21 protein-coding genes are annotated in these 18,434 nt (G+C 53.8%); 12 read left to right on the top strand and 9 right to left on the bottom strand.

Features of this window, described 5'->3' with window-relative positions; all coding sequences use genetic code 11:
• Positions 1–60: 60 nt before the first annotated feature.
• From purM to Q0L26_RS02695, 4 genes are read right to left on the bottom strand one after another with little or no spacing between them, the layout of a single operon-like run.
• On the bottom strand, positions 61–1,158 hold the full coding sequence (purM, locus tag Q0L26_RS02680) for a phosphoribosylformylglycinamidine cyclo-ligase (RefSeq protein WP_296647005.1): 1,098 nt from the start codon (positions 1,156–1,158) through the stop codon (positions 61–63).
• Positions 1,151–2,695, bottom strand: coding sequence for an amidophosphoribosyltransferase (gene purF, locus Q0L26_RS02685; RefSeq protein WP_296647007.1), 1,545 nt, complete (start codon positions 2,693–2,695; stop codon positions 1,151–1,153). The genes purM and purF overlap by 8 nt, the downstream gene beginning before the upstream one ends.
• 26 nt (positions 2,696–2,721) lie before the next feature.
• The gene (locus tag Q0L26_RS02690; protein ID WP_296647010.1) at positions 2,722–2,985 is read right to left on the bottom strand and encodes a hypothetical protein; all 264 of its coding nucleotides are present in this window, start codon (positions 2,983–2,985) and stop codon (positions 2,722–2,724) included.
• Between the two features lie 4 nt (positions 2,986–2,989).
• On the bottom strand, positions 2,990–3,370 hold the full coding sequence (locus Q0L26_RS02695; protein ID WP_296647013.1) for a sterol carrier family protein: 381 nt from the start codon (positions 3,368–3,370) through the stop codon (positions 2,990–2,992).
• Positions 3,371–3,482: 112 nt separating this feature from the next.
• On the opposite strand from Q0L26_RS02695, the gene efeU reads away from it, so the two are divergent.
• Genes efeU through efeB form a run of 3 tightly spaced genes read left to right on the top strand, consistent with a single transcriptional unit; the run spans position 3,483 to position 6,627 of the window.
• A complete protein-coding gene (efeU, locus tag Q0L26_RS02700; RefSeq protein ID WP_296647017.1) occupies positions 3,483–4,292 on the top strand; it encodes an iron uptake transporter permease EfeU in 810 nt (269 codons plus the stop codon).
• Positions 4,289–5,404 carry an iron uptake system protein EfeO gene (gene efeO, locus Q0L26_RS02705; protein ID WP_296647018.1) on the top strand — a complete coding sequence of 372 codons (1,116 nt, stop codon included), beginning with the start codon at positions 4,289–4,291 and terminating at the stop codon, positions 5,402–5,404. Before efeU ends, efeO begins: the two co-directional genes overlap by 4 nt.
• Entirely contained in the window at positions 5,404–6,627 is a 1,224-nt protein-coding gene (gene efeB, locus Q0L26_RS02710; protein ID WP_296647021.1) for an iron uptake transporter deferrochelatase/peroxidase subunit, read from the top strand. The genes efeO and efeB overlap by 1 nt, the downstream gene beginning before the upstream one ends.
• A 9-nt stretch (positions 6,628–6,636) precedes the next feature.
• Here efeB and Q0L26_RS02715 read toward each other — a convergent pair whose 3' ends face one another.
• Positions 6,637–7,260, bottom strand: coding sequence for a hypothetical protein (locus Q0L26_RS02715; protein ID WP_296647024.1), 624 nt, complete (start codon positions 7,258–7,260; stop codon positions 6,637–6,639).
• A 44-nt stretch (positions 7,261–7,304) separates the two neighbouring features.
• On the opposite strand from Q0L26_RS02715, the gene purD reads away from it, so the two are divergent.
• The 3 genes from purD to Q0L26_RS02730 are packed head-to-tail and all read left to right on the top strand — an operon-like array spanning position 7,305 to position 10,056.
• A complete protein-coding gene (gene purD, locus Q0L26_RS02720; RefSeq protein ID WP_296647027.1) occupies positions 7,305–8,570 on the top strand; it encodes a phosphoribosylamine--glycine ligase in 1,266 nt (421 codons plus the stop codon).
• Entirely contained in the window at positions 8,570–9,481 is a 912-nt protein-coding gene (locus Q0L26_RS02725) for a phosphoribosylaminoimidazolesuccinocarboxamide synthase (protein WP_296647029.1), read from the top strand. The genes purD and Q0L26_RS02725 overlap by 1 nt, the downstream gene beginning before the upstream one ends.
• Positions 9,481–10,056: a TetR/AcrR family transcriptional regulator gene (locus tag Q0L26_RS02730; protein WP_296647032.1), complete on the top strand. Its 576-nt coding sequence runs from the start codon at positions 9,481–9,483 to the stop codon at positions 10,054–10,056. Before Q0L26_RS02725 ends, Q0L26_RS02730 begins: the two co-directional genes overlap by 1 nt.
• 26 nt (positions 10,057–10,082) lie before the next feature.
• Here the strand turns inward: Q0L26_RS02730 and Q0L26_RS02735 are convergent, their stop codons facing one another.
• Together Q0L26_RS02735 and Q0L26_RS02740 are read right to left on the bottom strand one after the other, a co-directional pair.
• On the bottom strand, positions 10,083–10,814 hold the full coding sequence (locus Q0L26_RS02735) for a hypothetical protein (RefSeq protein ID WP_296647033.1): 732 nt from the start codon (positions 10,812–10,814) through the stop codon (positions 10,083–10,085).
• Between the two features lie 37 nt (positions 10,815–10,851).
• Entirely contained in the window at positions 10,852–11,355 is a 504-nt protein-coding gene (locus Q0L26_RS02740; protein ID WP_296647036.1) for a hypothetical protein, read from the bottom strand.
• 81 nt (positions 11,356–11,436) lie between these two features.
• Between Q0L26_RS02740 and Q0L26_RS02745 the strand changes: the two genes are divergently transcribed.
• The 3 genes from Q0L26_RS02745 (at position 11,437) to Q0L26_RS02755 (ending at position 14,367) form a co-directional block, all read left to right on the top strand.
• A complete protein-coding gene (locus Q0L26_RS02745; RefSeq protein ID WP_296647038.1) occupies positions 11,437–11,649 on the top strand; it encodes a heavy-metal-associated domain-containing protein in 213 nt (70 codons plus the stop codon).
• 11 nt (positions 11,650–11,660) lie between these two features.
• Positions 11,661–13,736: a cation-translocating P-type ATPase gene (locus Q0L26_RS02750; protein ID WP_296647041.1), complete on the top strand. Its 2,076-nt coding sequence runs from the start codon at positions 11,661–11,663 to the stop codon at positions 13,734–13,736.
• Positions 13,737–13,833: 97 nt separating this feature from the next.
• Positions 13,834–14,367: a hypothetical protein gene (locus Q0L26_RS02755; RefSeq protein ID WP_296647042.1), complete on the top strand. Its 534-nt coding sequence runs from the start codon at positions 13,834–13,836 to the stop codon at positions 14,365–14,367.
• Between the two features lie 82 nt (positions 14,368–14,449).
• Here the strand turns inward: Q0L26_RS02755 and Q0L26_RS02760 are convergent, their stop codons facing one another.
• Together Q0L26_RS02760 and Q0L26_RS02765 are read right to left on the bottom strand one after the other, a co-directional pair.
• On the bottom strand, positions 14,450–14,716 hold the full coding sequence (locus tag Q0L26_RS02760; RefSeq protein WP_296647045.1) for a type II toxin-antitoxin system RelE/ParE family toxin: 267 nt from the start codon (positions 14,714–14,716) through the stop codon (positions 14,450–14,452).
• Positions 14,703–15,011, bottom strand: a complete 309-nt coding sequence (locus tag Q0L26_RS02765) for a type II toxin-antitoxin system Phd/YefM family antitoxin (RefSeq protein ID WP_366518390.1) — start codon at positions 15,009–15,011, stop codon at positions 14,703–14,705. Before Q0L26_RS02765 ends, Q0L26_RS02760 begins: the two co-directional genes overlap by 14 nt.
• 122 nt (positions 15,012–15,133) lie before the next feature.
• Here Q0L26_RS02765 and purS point away from each other — a divergent pair, with 122 nt between their 5' ends.
• The 3 genes from purS to purL are packed head-to-tail and all read left to right on the top strand — an operon-like array spanning position 15,134 to position 18,434.
• On the top strand, positions 15,134–15,382 hold the full coding sequence (gene purS / locus Q0L26_RS02770; RefSeq protein ID WP_296647051.1) for a phosphoribosylformylglycinamidine synthase subunit PurS: 249 nt from the start codon (positions 15,134–15,136) through the stop codon (positions 15,380–15,382).
• A 13-nt stretch (positions 15,383–15,395) separates the two neighbouring features.
• On the top strand, positions 15,396–16,097 hold the full coding sequence (gene purQ / locus Q0L26_RS02775; RefSeq protein ID WP_296647054.1) for a phosphoribosylformylglycinamidine synthase subunit PurQ: 702 nt from the start codon (positions 15,396–15,398) through the stop codon (positions 16,095–16,097).
• Positions 16,098–16,115: 18 nt separating this feature from the next.
• A complete protein-coding gene (gene purL / locus Q0L26_RS02780) occupies positions 16,116–18,434 on the top strand; it encodes a phosphoribosylformylglycinamidine synthase subunit PurL (RefSeq protein ID WP_296647057.1) in 2,319 nt (772 codons plus the stop codon).

The raw sequence follows: 18,434 nt of genomic DNA on the forward strand, positions 1-18,434 counted from the left end.
GTGAAAATTGGCCGGTCAGGCCGCAATAAATATTGAGCTCGAGGTTAGCTGCCCGTGAGGCTACTTGTATTCGCCAACTAGGCGAACTGCGCCACCGTCAACACCCTTGGCACCCTGAACATAGGTCGCCAAATCAGTCGGTGCGGCTTCAATCTCGCCAAGGTTCCAGGTGTGAACACCTAGTTTGGTGAGGGTTGCGGCAACTTCGTCAGCCTTCTCGGCTTCGACAACAACTGCTTGACCCAAGCCAAGGTTCCAGGTGCCCTCAACAGATTCGAGCGAGAAACCGCCCCAGCCAGCGAGAACTTGGAATACCTCTTGCGGGCTCCAAGATGAACGGTGAACATCCAAGGCAACACCCTGCGGAAGAACGCGGGCAATGTTAGCCGCGATGCCGCCGCCGGTGATGTGACTCATTGCGTGAACCGCTGAACCAAGCTCGCTCTCAAGCAAGCTGTTTAGAACACCGGTGTATAGCGCGGTTGGCTCAAGCAACTTCTCGCCAAGTGAGACGCCAGAGAACTCGGCAACCTGGTCGTTGTAGTCAAAACCTTTGTCACGAACAATTTTGCGAACCAGAGAATAGCCGTTTGAGTGCAGACCAGAAGATGACATACCCAAAACCACATCGCCAACGCGAACGTTTTGTGGGCCCAGCAATTTAGCAGCGTCAACAACGCCAACGGCAGCGCCGGCGACGTCATAGTCATCAACACCAAGCAGCCCAGGATGCTCTGCAGTTTCGCCGCCGACCAGGGCAACGCCAACTGATGCACAAGCTTCGGCAATGCCGCGAACGATGTCGGCAATGCGCTCTGGAACGACCTTGCCACAAGCGATGTAGTCAGTCATGAATAGGCTCTTTGCACCAACCACGACGATGTCGTCAACAACCATGCCAACTAGGTCTTGGCCAATGGTGTCGTGCTTGTCGATTGCCTGAGCAATGGCAACCTTGGTGCCAACACCGTCGGTTGAGGTTGCCAAAAGTGGGCGGTCATAAGCCTTCAAGAACGAGACGTCCATCATGCCCGCAAAGCCGCCGAGGCCACCCATCACAAGGTCGTTGTGGGTCGCGCCAACGGCACGCTTCATAAGTTCAACGGCTAGATCGCCAGCTTCGGTGTCAACACCAGATGCCGCATAGGCGTTAGTCATTCAGAGTCTCCTGTTGTTCGCGCACTACGGCGTCAAGTTCTGAGTCTGGGCCAGGGTTGCAAGCTGCTGCATCCTGCTCAAGCAAATTCTTGCCAAGTCGGTCTGCGGTTGGCAGCTCGATTGGATACTTGCCGGTGAAGCAAGCGGTGCAAAGTTGTGATTCCTGCTGACCGGTGGCGGCAACCATGCCATCCTTGGTCAAATAACCGAGAGTGTCTGCGCCAATCGAGGTGCGAACATCGTCAACGCCAAGACCGGTAGCAATAAGTTCGGCGCGAGTAGCAAAGTCGATGCCATAGAAGCATGGCCAGGTGATCGGTGGGCTAGAAATTCGAACGTGAATTTCGGCTGCTCCAGCCTCGCGAAGCATCTGAACCAATGCGCGCTGGGTGTTTCCGCGAACGATCGAGTCGTCAATCACCACAATGCGCTTACCACGGATAACTTCTTTAAGCGGGTTCAACTTGAGGCGAATACCGCGCTGGCGAATGGTTTGTGAAGGCTGAATAAAGGTGCGGCCAACATAAGAGTTTTTAACCAAGCCGTGACCAAATGGAATGCCTGACTCTTGCGAGTAGCCAATGGCAGCCGGGGTGCCTGATTCAGGAGTTGGAATAACCAGGTCGGCTTCAACCGGATATTCGCGGGCAAGTTCGCGGCCCATCTCAACACGAGCGTCATAAACATTCTTGCCATTGATTGAGGTGTCTGGGCGGGCCAGATAAACGTATTCAAAAACGCAACCGGCGCGCTTGGTCTCAGCAAAACGAGTCGAACGAAGACCGTTCTCATCAATGGCAATAAGTTCACCTGGTTCGACTTCGCGAACAAAGCTGGCACCAACAATGTCTAGGGCTGCGGTCTCTGATGCAACTACCCAGCCTGAAGACAAACGGCCAAGAACTAGTGGGCGAACACCCTGAGGGTCGCGGGCGGCATACATGGTGGTTTCATCCATGAAGACCAAACAGAAAGCGCCCTTAACCTTTGGCAACAATTCGAGTGCGGTCGACTCAAGGGTGTGGTCTAAGTCGCCGGCCAAAAGCGCGGTCAAAACTGCCGTATCGGTGGTGTTGCCACCGGTGATCTCGTTAGCGCCCTGATCTGGGTAACGCTCTTTGAGAAGGTCAAGCAAATCTGCGGTGTTGGTTAGGTTTCCGTTGTGAGCCAAAGCAACAGTGCCGGCAGATGTGCGGCCGAGAGTTGGCTGCGCGTTTCGCCAGTGGCTAGCGCCAGTGGTTGAGTAGCGGTTGTGGCCGATTGCAATGTGGCCAACCAGGCTCTCAAGTGCTGACTCTGAGAAAACCTGCGATACCAAACCCATGTCTTTGTAGACCAAGATTTTCTTGCCATCTGAGGTGGCGATGCCCGCTGATTCTTGACCGCGGTGCTGAAGTGAATAGAGGCCGAAGAAAGTTAGCTTGGCTACTTCTTCACCTGGTGCCCATACGCCGAATACGCCGCACTGGTCTTGTGGTGCTTTATCGTCATCGCTTACTGCGATATCGAGATTTAGTTTTCCATCGCCACGGAGCAAGGCAGTTTCCTGTCGGTAAGAGCGGGCTACCCCTCTAGTTTAGTGGCCTCGGCTGTTTTGGCACGAGCGGCAGTAACGCTGCTGATCACAGTTGCTGTGATGATTCCGGCAACGGCACCCAGTGCAGCCAGAAACGCAACCAAATAACTAAGAATTGGTGCGGCTGTTCGCTGTTCGGCTGGAATGCTCGCGTCGAGAATCAAAGCCAAAAGAATGCCGAGAATTGCGCCGGTGAGCAAGAACGGCAAAAACTTAGGGGCGCGACGAATAGTGACCTTTTCGGTTTTCATACCACTATTCAACCAAACCGGTGGGGCGGGTAATTCCCAGCGGCAAAATATCGCCAAGATCGGCTCGAGTGCCCGAAGCTGCAATTAGATTTTGAGCCACGGCCTCGGCCCAAGTGAGCTGCCCAGTGGCAACGGCAAACCAGGTTTCTGGGCTCATCTCAACGGTGTTCGGTGGGGTGCCGCGAGTGTGACGTGGGCCCTCTATGCATTGGGTTGCCCCGAGTGGCGGAACCCTCACCTCAACCGAGTTGCCTGGGGCAACTTCGGCCAATTCTTCGAGCAAAAACCGAACGGCTGTTGAAAATTCAGCCGCAGCCACGCCTTCGGCAAGCGCAGCTCGCACTGCATCCATGCCGGCATTTGTTTTGATTCTGCGTCTTGCCATAGGCCAATTCTCTCGCAACCGAAGTGTTGAAAATAACTCTTGCCAAGTGAATTTAGTTAGGGTAGCCTAACCTTACCGAAGTCAGATGATACTGACCCGACGGAAGAAAAAATTGATCTCAAATTACCTAATCGGTTTGCGCGAGGGCCTCGAAGCTGCACTGGTAGTCAGCATCTTGATTACTTATCTTGTGAAAACAAACCGCAAAGCAAATATCAAGTTTGTTTGGCTCGGCGTCTTTGCAGCACTCGGGCTCAGCCTGCTCTTTGGCGCACTCCTCACCTACACTCGTTTCACCCTTCTAGCCGACTTCAAATCTCAAGAGATTTTCGGCGGCGTCATGTCAATAATTGCGGTGGCACTGGTGACGTGGATGATCGTTTGGATGCGCGATACCGGTGCGAGAATCAGTGCCGAATTGCAGGGAAAACTTGAATCTGCAATACAGGGTGGTGTAGTCACGGTGGCCGCAATGGCTTTCGTGGCGGTAGCCCGGGAGGGTCTCGAGACAGCACTCTTCTTTTTTAGTGCGGTTCAGGCAGCCGGCTCAACTCTAGAACCGGTAATTGGCTTTGTGCTTGGTGTCTCGACAGCGGCGATTCTCGGATACCTGCTTTATCGACGCGCAGTGAAGATCAATCTTAAGAATTTCTTTACCGTGACTGGCTACTTCCTAATTTTGGTTGCAGCCGGAGTGCTCTCCTATGGAATGCACGACCTTCAAGAAGCTGGCGTATTGCCAGGTTTGAAGGTTTTGGCATTCGACCTTTCAGAAACCATATCTATCGATAGCTGGTTCGGCGCATTGGCCAAGGGAATTTTTAACTTCAGTCCACAAACGTCTTGGATCGAAGCAATCGCCTGGGTGAGCTATGTTCTATTCGCCGTCTGGGTATTCAACCGCAGAAAAGAAGCCAAATGAGAAATAAAAAACTGGCCATAGCCCTAATTTCGACCTTCACCGCCGTTTCACTGACCGGCTGTGCGCCGCTCGCGTCTGACGTTCGCGTGAGCGTTACCCAAGATGCAAATACCTGCGAACTTTCACAAACCGAATTAACCTCAGGGGTTGCAACCTTCGTCATTCAAAATATTGGTGATACTACGGCTGAGTTCTACATTTTGAACGGCAACGACGACGGAATTTTGACTGAGATCGAGAACATCGGTGCTGGGCTGACTCGCGAACTAACTGTTGAGTTAGCCGAAGGAACCTACCGATATTCATGCGAGCAGATGGACGGCGGCGATGTTATTCGAGGCGAACTTGAGGTTGCCAAAGGCAACGACTCAAAAGTGGTTGACCCAACCACCGAGAACGCGATTGCTGAGTACACCGAATTTGTTCGTGGCCAGGCAAAAACATTGTTGAATGAAACACGTGAATTTGTGAATGCGGTGAAGGCAGGCGATGTCGAACTTGCGAAAAGCCTCTATGCATCAACTCGCGTCTATTGGGAACGAATCGAACCAGTTGCAGAGTCATTTGGCGACCTAGACCCAAAGATGGATGCCCGGGAGGGTGACTTAGACCCAGGCGTTGCTTGGACCGGCTGGCACAACCTAGAAAAACAATTGTGGGTCAGTGGCTTGCAAAGTGATGCGGGGAGTATTGCCGATTTGCTTCTAGCAGACACTCAAGAATTGGTGAATCGAATCGACTCAGTTGAGCTTACGATTTCGCAGATGGGTAATGGTGCCAAAGAACTGCTTGATGAGGTTGCCACAGGAAAAGTTACCGGTGAAGAGGAACGCTATTCTCACACCGACCTTTGGGATTTTGAGGCGAACGTTTTTGGCGCTCAAAAGGTTCTAGAAGTGTCGTCCAACCTTCTGGAGCAGAGAGACCCGGCACTATTAGCCGATCTTGAAACCCGATTCGCAGCCCTGAACACCGAACTCGACAAACACCGCGTCGGCGATGGTTTCAAGCTTTACACCGAACTCTCAGCGACTGAAGTTTCTAAACTTGCCGGTCTAGTCGAGGCAGTTTCTGAACCACTCTCAAAGATGACGGCAGCTCTGGTCAAATAGTGCAACTTGATCGCAGAAGTTTCATTGGGCTAGCCGGGGCCTTTGGCCTTGGGGCCGCGGTTGGCGTTCCGTCGACCTTGGCTGCAACCTCAGGGTTTGCGGCCATGGCTGGCGGTTCATCGGTGCCGTTTTATGGCAAATACCAAGCAGGCATAACTACCCCGATGCAAGACCGTCTGTATTTCGCAGCTTTTAATGTTGAGACTGAAGACACGGCCCAGCTAAAACGGGTCTTGAAAGAGTGGACACTGGCAGCAGAGCGAATGAGTCGAGGCACAGATGCTGGGCCAATTGGAGCAGCTTCAGGCATGCCAGAGGCGCCGCCAGACGACACTGGTGAAGCCCTCGATTTGCCCGCCGCACGGGTGACCATGACAATCGGCTTTGGGCCAAGCATTTTTGATTCACGATTCGGCTTTGCTTCACGCAAACCTGCCGGATTCGAAAAGTTGCCCACGTTTGCCCGCGATGAACTTGAATCTGAGCAGCAAAATGCAGACTTGATGATTCAGGTGTGCGCCGATGATGACCAAGTCGCTTTTCACGCGATTAGAAACCTAATTCGTATTGCCAAGGGAACCATTTCGCCGGTTTGGTTGCAGTCTGGATTCTCGGGTGCCGCCAAGGCCTCGGCCAGCAGACACACCCCGCGCAACCTGTTTGGCTTCAAAGATGGAACCGCAAATCTAAACGTTGACGACTTCACCGAAACGCAGATGCACCTTTGGGTGGACCGCGGTTGGATGACCAACGGCACTTACATGGCAGTTAGAAATTTTAGGTTCGACATTGAAACCTGGGACAGATCTTCACTTGTTGAGCAAGAGCAGGTTTTTGGGCGAACCAAAGGCGCTGGCGCTCCCCTGAGCGGAGGTTCCGAATTTAGCCAACCTGACTTCAAGGCCAAGAATGCCCGGGGTGAACTCGCAATCGCTGAGGATTCACACATGGCTCTGGCTCATCCGAGCAAACACGGTGGAGCCAAAATCCTTCGGCGCGCCTTCAACTATTCAAACGGCACAGATAGAGTTGCTCGAATTGATGCCGGCTTGCTTTTTATCTCGTATCAGAAAGACCTCGAAAAACAGTTTGTGCCAATTCAGCGGGCTCTAGCCAACAACGATCAGATGAATGAATACGTCACGGTAATCGGTTCGTCAACCTACGCTTGCCCACCAGGATTGGCCCCTGGAGAATTCTGGGGCCACCAACTTTTTGCCTAGTTTGGCGGGCTACTCCATCGAGCTCAACAGCTCATCAACCGCGGTCTGAAGAATCTTTAGGTCTTCGGCACCGGGCGCGCCAAAAGTGATGGTTCGCACAAAAGGGCCATCGGTGTCGGTTGGGTAGTCAACCTTGGTCATTAGCCCAGCGTCGTCAATAAAGTAGCGCGTGGTTTGAACCTCACCGGCCATCTCGGCATCTTCTTCGGCGGTGTAGCTGTTGGTTGCCTGGTCATAGGTGACAGTCAGGTTCTCGCTAACATCGGTGCCGCCCTCGGTTACCAAACCAATTACTCCGGCAAAGTAGCAAACCTCAAAGGCATAAGCCTCATAGATGATTTCGGTGACACCACCTGGGTCAACACCAACGGCTGAGTAATCCTGATAGGCCTCAGCCTTGGCGGTCATGATCACCTTGTATGCCTGCTTACCGTCATCGGTGATGTTTTCAACCACGCCCTCGGCATTCGCTTTATCGCAACTATCGGTGGCAACTTTGGTGAACTCGGCTAGCGGGTCGGCGCCTCGGGCAGTGGCCACACTTGGCGAAACCGAGCTCGATGGCGAAACCGAAGGGTTTGAAGCTGGCCCAGTCGCACAACCCGTCAAAACTAATGCCCCCGCAAGAGCCATCCCCAAAATTCTCATGGCTTCATTGTGTCAGTTAAACTTGAGAGGTGAAGATTCTTCTTTTGGGCCAGGGTGCCCGCGAACATGCCATCGTCAAAGCTTTGATTCGCACTGGCACAGCCAAGGCCGATCTAATTGTTGCGCCTGGCAACGCTGGCATTGCCGCTGATGCTCACTGTGAGCCAGACCTAAACCCAAATGACCCGCTAGAGGTTTCAAAGTTTGCGCTGGCGCACTCAATCGACCTAGCCATCATCGGCCCAGAGGCTCCGCTAATCGCTGGTGTTTCAGACGCCCTTCGCGAGCAGGGCATTGCCGTCTTCGGCCCTTCACAAGAAGCCGCTCAGCTTGAGGGCTCAAAGAGTTTTGCTAAAGAAGTTATGTCGGCCGCTGGTGTTCCAACCGGCATGGCTCGCCAGTGCGACACCCTCGCGCAGGTTGAAGAGGCCATGGATGACTTCGGCGCTCCATACGTAATCAAGGCCGACGGCTTGGCTGCTGGCAAGGGCGTTATCGTCACCGAAGACCGCGCTGCCGCTCTAGAGCACGCTGCCAAGTTCATCGACATGGGCATTCTGGTTGAAGAATTCTTAGATGGCCAAGAGGTGAGCCTGTTCTTCTTGAGCGACGGAAAGTCGGTTCTGCCACTAACCCCAGCCCAAGACTTCAAGCGTGCACTGAACGACGACCAAGGCCCAAACACCGGCGGCATGGGTGCCTACAGCCCGCTGCCTTGGTTGCCTGAAGGTTTCATCGAAGAGGTCGAACGCGATGTTGCGATTCCAACCGTTCAAGAGATGGCCCGCTTGGGTGCGCCTTTTGTTGGACTGCTCTACTGCGGCCTAATTCTTACCAAGCGCGGCACTCGCGTTATTGAGTTCAACGCCCGATTTGGCGACCCAGAAACCCAGGTTGTGCTTCGTCGCCTGATCACCCCGCTGGCGACACTTCTTTATAAGGCAGCAACAGGTCAACTTGACAGCGCCCCTCAGCCTGAATTCAGCAAGGATGTTGCCATCACCGTGGTGCTAGCCAGCGAGGGCTACCCAGAGAAGTCGGCTCCAAACCGACCACTTTATGGTTTGAGCGCTGCCGAGGCTAAGGGTGTCGAAATCTGTCACGCGGCTACTGCTTTTGAAGAGACCAAAGACGGCGAAGAGATCTTGGTTGCCACCGGTGGCCGTGTGCTTTCAGTAGTTGCAACCGGCAAGAATTTTGCTGGCGCTCGCGACCAGGCTTATGAAGGTTTGGCCGAGATTCACCTAGAAGGTAGCCACTACCGCACCGACATCGCTGCCAAGGTTGCCAACTAATGGCCGCCGAATCAGCCAACGCAGCTGTAAACATCGCAGGTTGGAACCACGTTTATTCAGGCAAGGTTCGCGATCTTTATGAGAGCCAAGACCCAGCCCTGCAGCACGTAATTTTGGTGGTTGCATCAGACCGCGTGAGCGCCTTTGACCACGTGCTCGAACCGGCTATCACAGGCAAGGGCAAGCACCTCACCGCTCTAACCAACTGGTGGTTTGACCGCCTAGAGGTGCCGAACCACCTAAGCACCGATGTTGCTGTTCCGGCCGAAGTTGCTGGCCGCGCAACCGTAGCCAAGAAGCTTGAGATGTTCCCGGTTGAGTGTGTGGTTCGCGGTTACATCAGCGGTTCAGGCTGGAAGGACTACCAGGCCAACGGCTCTATCTGTGGCGTTCAGCTGCCAGAGGGCCTAACTTTTGGCGGCCGTTTGCCAGAGCCAATTTTCACCCCGGCCTATAAGGCACCGATGGGCGAGCACGACGAAAACATCACTTTCGACCAGGTGGTTGAACTTATCGGTCAGGCCAACGCCGATGCGCTTCGCAAATTGAGCTTGGATGTTTTCAAGCGCGCAAGCGAACTTGCCGAACACGCCGGTTTGATCTTGGCCGACACCAAATTTGAATTTGGAATCGACCCTTCGGGAGAGCCGACCGCAACTTTCAACGGTGTTAGCGGAACCATAACCCTGGGCGACGAAGTGCTCACCCCTGACTCAAGCCGATTCTGGAGCAAGGCCGCCTGGGATCGCGGCGAGCGCAAAGATTCATTCGACAAGCAGATTGTTCGTAACTGGTTGGCAGAAAATTGGAATCAAGAGGGCACTCCTCCGGTTCTACCTGCTGAGATCGTTGCGCAAACTGCCGACAAATATGCCGAGTTAGTAGAGCGCCTTACAACAGAAGTGGCCTAATGACCCCAGCACCAGTTAGAGACGAACGCCAGGATGCAATCTTGCAGGCGGCACAGTCACTAATTGCCGAGCAGGGTGTTGAAGCGGTTTCGATGGCCGAGTTGGCTAAGGCTACTGGCCTGAGTCGCCCAGCGATTTATCAATACTTTTCTTCAAAAGACCACGTGCTCGCTGAGCTGGTAATCAACGAGATGGCCGACCTGAGCAACGCCATCGACGAGCACATCGCCAAGTTTGAAGACCCGATGGAGCGCATTCGCATCTGGATTCACTACACCCTCGCGCATCTGGCTAGCGCTGAGCACCGAGTTATCCGTGAAATTTCAATTGCTTCGCTGCCTGAAGAAAGCCGCGGAATGATCAACGCCATGCACGGTCACTTCATGATGGCTTTGGTTAGCCCGGTTGGTCAGATTGGTGTTCGCGATGTGACAGCAACCTGTCACCTGATTTATGCCTCGGTTGCTGCTGCAGCCAAGCGCATTGATGAAGGCAGCGAATATGTGCGAGAGGCCGCAGCACTCGAACAATTCACCGTTGCGGGAATCGCCGGAGCACTGCGGCCTACAAACTAGTCGGGAAAGTGCCTGACTAAAGTTCGCTAGTTGGTGAACTTCTTCGAAAGAATCTTCACACCACCGATGTAGGCAACAGCGGTGAACCAGCCACGAGTGGGTGCAACCACGTTTAGCTTGTAGTTGTTATTCGGAATCTTCTTGACCACTCGGCGGGTGCCAACATAAACAGTCACGGTCTTACCCTTTTTGTTCACGATGGTGAAAGTCACTTTGCCTGGGCTGTGGCTCACGCCGTTCTTAGGCGCAACCACCGGAGATGCTACTGGGTCAGATGCTGGCGGGGCATCAACCACGGTTGGGTCGGCAAAGGTCAGCGGAATAAAACGGTCTAGCGAGTAGTCGGTGCCATTTAGGTGATCGCGACGAATGTGAATTCCACAGGCCTGAGTTAGGCAATTGATGTCGTGGCCGTTAGCGGTGAACTGGGCCTGAACCGCAAGCGCAACCGGGTTGGCCGCATCAACAGCACCATAGCCAAAATATGCGCTGTTGTTGGTTGCCCAAGAACCCTGACCAAAGCAGTCGGCAGGGCGGCCAACCAGTGCTTCGGCAGCTGTGCCGGCACACAAACGAACATAGATTCCGGTGTTAGCCGGAAGGTCACTGATAGTTACGTTGACGTTGTCGCCAGCTGCAATCAGTGCTGTGGTTTTGTCCGCGGCGACGGCAAAGCCGGTAGCTTGGGCCGGTGCAACGGCTGCGGTTGCCAGCAAAACGCTGGTCGCGATAGCGATTGATACTTTCTTGATTGACACTGTGATTCCTTTGATTGGGTTTCGGTTTTCAGGGGGCTTATTTGATGGTTACTGCAATCAGCACATCGGCTTTGCGATTGCTGCCTTGGGTGTGATCAGCTCGGGTGACCAGCGCGCACTTTACTTTTTTGCAGTCATAGTCACCGATCATCCTGGTGACTTTGATTGATTCTTTGAACGTGCCACCTTTGCCAAATGGCTTGACCAGCAACTTGGCATAGAGGGGTGGGTTAGAAGAGATCCACACGGATGCGTTGTTTTTGCCGGTGATGTCGAACGGGCCGCAGAGCTCGGGCTTTTTACCTTTTGCTGGCACAACGCAATAGGTCACATAGATGCCAACCTTGAGGCTGTAGCCCTTGCCGGTTATTGTGACCTTGGTTCCATCGGCAATTTGTTGAGTTTTTGAAGCAATCAGCGTTTGACCGGCTGGGCCTTTGACGGTCTTGGCTGAACCCACCGCTAGTGCCGGCGAACCAACGGTCAAGAGCGAGGCAACCAGAGCCAGCCCGATGAGCTTTTTCGAGAATGATTTGTTCACGAGCACAAAGTTAGGTGGTCAAAAAATTTTCAACCTGACAGCGTGTCAGAATGAGGTTGTAGCCACAAAAAAGGAGACACCATGTCGAAGACTTTGGAACTCAAAATTGAAGGTATGACCTGCGGTCACTGCGAAGCTTCGGTGACCAAAGAACTCAGCAAGCTCGAAGGTGCAAGCGAAATTAAAGTCTCTGCCTCAGCCGGCACAGCCAACCTGACCGTAGCCGATTCGGTGACCACCGATGACCTTGCCGCCGCGGTTGATGAGGCAGGCTACAAATTAATCTCGAATTAGACATCGAGGGCATGACCTGCACGGCCTGCGCCCGAAGAGTTGAAAAGAACCTCAACAAGGTCGAGGGGGTCTCGGCCTATGTCGACTTTGCTTCAGAAAAAGCTCACGTAACCGCGGCCGCTGAGGTTACCCAAGAACAACTTCGCCAGGCTGTCGAAGACGCCGGCTATAAAGTTGGCTCGAATCGCAGCGAACTCAGAACACTGGTTTACCGCCTGATTATCGGTGGGGTTTTGGCCTTACCAATTGCTGTCATCAGCATGTTCCACGAACTCATGCCGCCAAACTGGCACGAGATTGCCGCGGTTGCAACTTTGCCGATTGCCGCCTGGGTGGCATGGCCGTTTCACTCGGCAGCCTTCAAGAATCTAAAACTCAAAACCACAACCATGGATACCCTGGTTTCACTCGGCGTAATCGTTGCCTATTTATACAGCGTGATTCAGCTTCTAACCGGTGGCATGGATGTGTACTTCGAAGTTGCGGCAACGGTGCCCACCATCGTGTTGTTTGGTCGGTGGCTTGAGGTGCGCACCCGCCGCAGCGCAACCGATTCGGTTCGTGCGTTGCTCTCGGCGATTCCTGACACAGCTGTGGTCAGACGAGCCGGAATTCAAGAAACCATCTCAACCTCGATGGTTTTGGTGGGCGACCAAGTTGTGGTTGCTACTGGTCAGCGAATTGCAGTTGATGGCCGAATTATTGAAGGTCACAGCCAGCTCGACAATGCGCTAATCACTGGTGAATCTGTGCCCGAAGATGTGACTCTGGGCGACACCGTGCATGCTGGCTCAATCAATCTAGGTGCCACTTTGGTGATTGAAACCACGCTGGTTAGCGCCAATAGCCGCATCTCGCAGATTGCCAACCTGGTTCGCGAGGCCACCGCGCACAAGACCAAGATCACTGCTCTGACCGACCGCATCAGCGAGATTTTTGTGCCGGCGGTAATCGCATTTTCAGTGGCAACTTATTTAGTTTGGGCATTTGTTTTGAACGATGCCGGCCACGCGCTTTCAGCCGCAATTGCGGTTCTGGTGATCGCCTGTCCATGCGCGCTTGGCATTGCCGTGCCGATGAGTTTGGTGGTGGCAACATCGTTGGGCGCCCGACGCGGAATCGTCATTCGCGACCCGGATGCTCTGAGATTGCTGAACAAGGTTCAAAAAGTTGTGCTCGATAAAACTGGCACTCTAACCACCGGCAATTTGCGAGTATCTAAAATCGTTGCGCTGGCCGGGGCTGACCAAAACCGTTCGATTGCCATGGCTGCTGCCGTTGAGAAATCTTCGGCTCACCCAATTGCGAAGGCAATTTCGGGCATAGATAACTCACTCACCGCAACCAATGTCACCGAGACCGCAGGCTTCGGCTTGAGCGCCGAGGTCGATGGGGTTTCAGCAGTGGTCTCTCGCTATTCAGCCAACGGATTCACCAACCAGGTCGAGCTAGATGCAGCAGTTGCTGAGTGTGGCCCAAAATCATTCGTGGTGCTTTCGGTGGCCCAGCAGGCTTGGCTCTTGATTGCACTCGAAGATGACATTAGAGCTCAGGCGCCGAAGGCTATCCGTGCGCTATTGGCCCTTGGTGTTCAACCGGTGTTGCTTTCGGGCGATGCTCAGGCACGAGTTGCTGCGGTTGCCAAACTGCTTGAGATTACCGAGTTTTATGCCGAGGTGACCCCCGAGGCCAAGTTGACTAAGGTGAATGAGATTCGTGCCAACGGCGTGGTTACCGCAATGGTCGGCGACGGCCTCAACGATGTTGCTGCTCTGGCCGGTGCTGATGTTGGCATCGCCATGGGTTCGGGCACTCACGCCGCGCAATCGGCCGCAGCCATCACGATCATCGACGACAACCCCGAAGCAATTGCCTATGCGCTCGAACTATCACGGCGCACCTGGGCAAACATAAAACAAAACCTTTTGTGGGCCTTCGGCTATAACGTGATTCTGATTCCGGTGGCTGCTCTAGGTTTGCTAAACCCAATGCTTGCTGGTGCCGCTATGGCATTCTCGAGTATTTCGGTGGTGCTCAACGCTTTGCGGTTGAAAGTACGTCGAAGCACTCAGCCTTTTCACACCTAACCCAAGGGTGGCTCTAAGGCTTTTTGCACAACTCTCACATGTTGGGCCGAAAGGCTTTTTCTAACGGGCAAAGAGTTCGTTAGATAAGGAGCAACAAATGAAGAAACAAATTCTTGGAGCTGCCGGCCTACTAACCGCTGGCCTAGTAGCAGGCAGTGCCTTCTCAATCAGTGCAGCAAGCGCAGCTGACTCGACCACCACCTCAACCACAGATTCAACCAGCACCACACCGGCCGACAAGCCAGACATTTTTAGCGCAACCTCAGTTCGCGAGGGCGAGGCAAACGTAGATGCAACTACCGAGGCCAGGCTGACTGAGGCAGCGCTAGCCGAGGTTGCCGATGCAACCGTGATTCGCGCCGAGACCGATTCTGATGGCGCAGCCTATGAGGTGCACCTAAAGAACGCCGATGGCTCAGTCGTGACCGTGAAATTTGATGAGAACTTTGTAATCACTGACACCGTGGATGGATTTGCCCCGGCAGATGACGATGGCGACGCTGACGACGATGGCCGCCACGGTGCTCACCATGGCCCAGATGGAGACGCCTCTGACGACGATTCAAGTTTCACCGTTGATGACAGCACCACCTCGAACACAACCAGCGGTTCGACTTCAACCGAAGACTAAATCGCATACAAACGTGACAACAGCAGGGCCTTGGTTAGCAGCCGGGGCCCTGTTTTCGTGTTCGAACGGTCGTCGATTTTCTTTAACCCCGATAAACGTGTGCTCGATGCTCGATTTTGGCAACCATTACGACCACCTCGGCATCGTGAATCAAATAAATGATTCGATACGAACCGCGGCGAGCGCTATAAAACCCAACTTTTTCAAACTTGAGTTCTTTGCCTACCCGCTGTGGGTTCTCGGCCAAGGGCCCCTCGCAAAAAGCCAAAACCGCGTCAACCACCTTGAGTGGCAACGAGGCTATTGCCCGCTGTGCACTAGGCGAATAGACGACCTTAAACCGAGTCACTTGAATCTTTGCGCTCACCGATAAGTTTTTGCATCGCCGCTGAATCGGCGGTCACAAAGCTTTCGGGGTGCTTTTCAAACTCAGCCACCGAGGCCTTTAGTTCTTTGAGCAGCTCAGGGTCACTGAGAATTTCTATTTGATCAACCATGCCTTCATAGTCGTCAATGCTGAGCATGGTTACGGCTGGTTCGCCATTTCTGGTGATAACTATGCGCTCGTGAGTCTGTTCAGAACTTTGAATAATCTGGGCAAATTTTGCACGGGCCTCAGCCACCGAAAAGAACCTCATGTACATAATTATGTACAACCCGAGTTGGGCTGTCTATAGAAACTCGAAACCCGCTAAAATAGAAGGGTTCGCCCAGCCAAAGACGGCCGTTCGTGCGCCCACCTGCCGCCTAAAAATCAGGAGTTCCTGTGCCAAAAATCATCGTTGAAGTTATGCCAAAAGAGGTTCTTCTTGACCCAGCCGGCAAGTCAGTGAACAACGCCCTGCACCGCAAGGGCCACAAAGACATCACTGCTGTTCGCATCGGCAAGCGCATCGAGCTTCACTTTGACCGCGCAGTTACCGACGCCGACATCGCTGAGGCTCAGCAGATCGGTGAATCATTCTTGTCTAACGCTGTTATCGAAGACGTTGTCTCGGTAACCGTTCAGAACTAAGGCGGGCCACCCAATGACCATCAAAATTGGTGTTGTCACTTTTCCGGGCACCTTGGATGACCGCGACGCACAGCGTGCTGTTCGCATCGCCGGTGCTGAGGCTGTTCCGCTATGGCACGCAGATGCCAACCTGCACAAGGTTGACGCAGTAGTTCTTCCGGGCGGCTTTTCATACGGTGACTACCTTCGCTGTGGCGCAATCGCAGCTCAGGCTCCAGTAACCGCCGAGATCGTCAAGGCTGCCAACGGCGGCCTTCCGGTGCTTGGCATTTGCAACGGTTTTCAGGTGCTCGTTGAGGCACACCTGCTTCCGGGTGGTCTAATTCGCAACGAAAAACAGCACTTCATTTGCCGCGACCAGCGCCTTCGTGTTGAGAACGTCAACACCCCGTGGACCAACCAGTTCACCCAGAACGAAGAAATCACCATTCCGCTAAAGAACGGTGAGGGTGGCTACATTGCCAACCCAGAGACCCTAAAGCGCCTTGAGGGTGAGGGCCTAGTTGCGTTCCGCTACCTTGACTCAAACCCAAACGGTTCAATGAACGACATCGCAGGTTTGCGCAACGAGCGCGGCAACGTTGTTGGTCTAATGCCTCACCCAGAGCATGCGGTTGAGCCTGGCTTTGGCCCAGACTCATCGGTGGCAATGAAGTCGGGCATCGATGGCCTCAAGTTCTTCACCTCAGTTATTAACTCGCTAGTCAACGCCTAAGCGCAGAAGGCTCAAATCATGGCACTTTTCAAAAAGAAGCAGAAGTTCGTTCCTTCAGGCGTTGACACCACCGCCGAGGCGGCAGTTACTCCAGACAAGGCACAGCCTTTTGTTGAGCTCGGTCTAAAGCTAGAAGAATACGCACGCATCCGTGAGATTTTGGGCCGCCGCCCAACCTCATCTGAGTTGGCAATGTATTCAGTTATGTGGTCTGAGCACTGTTCATACAAGTCTTCAAAGATCTACCTTCGTCAGTTTGGCGAGAAGGTCACCGACGAGATGAAGAAAGACCTCATGGTCGGCATGGGCGAGAACGCCGGTGTGGTTGACATCGGCGAGGGCTGGGCTGTGACCTTCAAGGTTGAGTCACACAATCACCCTTCATACATCGAGCCTTTTCAGGGTGCAGCAACCGGTGTTGGCGGCATTGTTCGCGACATTTTGACCATGGGTGCCCGCCCAATTGCTGTCATGGATCAGCTTCGCTTTGGTGCGCCTAACGACCCAGACACCGCTCGCGTGGTTCACGGCGTGGTTGACGGCATCAGTTTCTATGGAAACTGCCTGGGTCTGCCAAACATCGGTGGCGAGACTGTTTTTGACAAGGTTTATCAGGGCAACCCGCTAGTTAACGCACTTAGCGTTGGCGCGCTTCGCCACGAAGACCTAAAGCTTGCAAAGGCTTCAAACCCTGGCGACCTAGTTATTTTGTTCGGTGCCCGCACCGGCGCCGACGGCATCGGTGGTGTTTCAGTGCTTGCATCTGAGACCTTCGATTCAACCGGCCCAGCAAAGCGCCCGGCAGTTCAGGTTGGCGACCCGTTCGCCGAGAAGGTTCTAATCGAGTGCTGCCTTGAGCTCTACCACGCACAGGTTGTTGCCGGAATTCAAGACCTTGGCGGTGCCGGCATTAGCTGTGCAACCTCAGAGCTTGCTTCAAACGGTGGCGCCGGAATGCGCGTTCAGTTGCAAAAGGTTCTAAAGCGCGACGAGTCACTAACCCCAGAAGAAATTCTGATGTCAGAGTCTCAAGAGCGCATGATGGGCATCGTTCCTAAGAAAGACCTAAAGGCTTTCGAGGCAATCGTGAACAAGTGGGAGGTTGAGTACTCGGTTATCGGTGAGGTTATCGGCGAAGACCGTCTCTACATCAACTGGGGCGAAGAAGAGATCGTCAACGTGCCACCTCGCACCGTTGCTCACGATGGCCCAGTTTATGAGCGCCCAGTTGCGTTCCCTTCATATCAAGACGCACTGAACAACGACACCGTTCACTCACGTGGTCTTTACCGCGCGAACGACAACTCATCTGAGCTTGCAGCCCAGTTGGTTCAGATTGTTTCAAGCCCTAACCAGGCCGACAAGGGCTGGATCACCAACCAGTATGACCGCTATGTTGGCGGCAACACCGCGTTGGCTCAGCCAGATGACTCAGGCATGGTTCGCGTTAGCGAAGAGACCGGCCTTGGCATTTCAATTGCCACGGATGCAAACGGTCGCTACTGCTACCTAGACCCATATCAGGGCGCTCGCTTGGCATTGGCCGAGGCATACCGCAACGTTGCAGTTGGTGGCGCAAAGCCAATGGCTGTTACCAACTGTTTGAACTTTGGTTCACCAGAGAACCCTGAAGTTATGTGGCAGTTCAAGCAGGCAACCGCAGGTTTGGCCGACGGCTGTCTTGAGCTTGGCATTCCGGTTACCGGCGGTAACGTCTCGTTCTATAACCAGACCGGCGATGTAGCTATTCACCCAACCCCGGTTGTTGGTGTGCTTGGTGTTATCGACAACGTAGCCCGCCGCATTCCTAGCGGTTGGCAAGACGAGGGCCACAACATCTATCTTCTTGGTGTTACCAAAGATGAACTTGATGGCTCAGTTTGGTCTGAGGTTATTCACGGTCACCTTGGTGGTCGCCCACCAGTTGTTGACCTTGGTTTTGAGAAGCAGCTTGGCGATGCTCTTGCAGCAGCAAGCGAGCAGGGCCTATTGGCTTCGGCTCACGACCTATCAGAGGCCGGTTTGGCTCAGGCTCTAGTTGAGTGCACCCTGCGCTTCAACATGGGTGCTCGTGTTTGGCTAAACGAGATCAGCGAGCGCGATGGCGTTGACCGCACCTGTGCTCTGTTCTCAGAGTCAACTGGTCGCGTGCTGGTTTCGGTTGGTCGCGAAGACGACGTTAAGTTTGTTGGCCTGTGTGAAGCTCGCGGAATTCCGGTGCTGCGCATTGGTGTAACCGACAACAGCGGCCAGCTTGAGATTCAAGACATTGCCACCTGGCAGCTAAGCGACCTTCGCGGTGCTCACGAGGCAACCTTGCCTGAGTTGTTTGGCTAA

The organism is Rhodoluna sp. (assembly GCF_024641065.1).
Taxonomy (GTDB): Bacteria; Actinomycetota; Actinomycetes; order Actinomycetales; family Microbacteriaceae; genus Rhodoluna.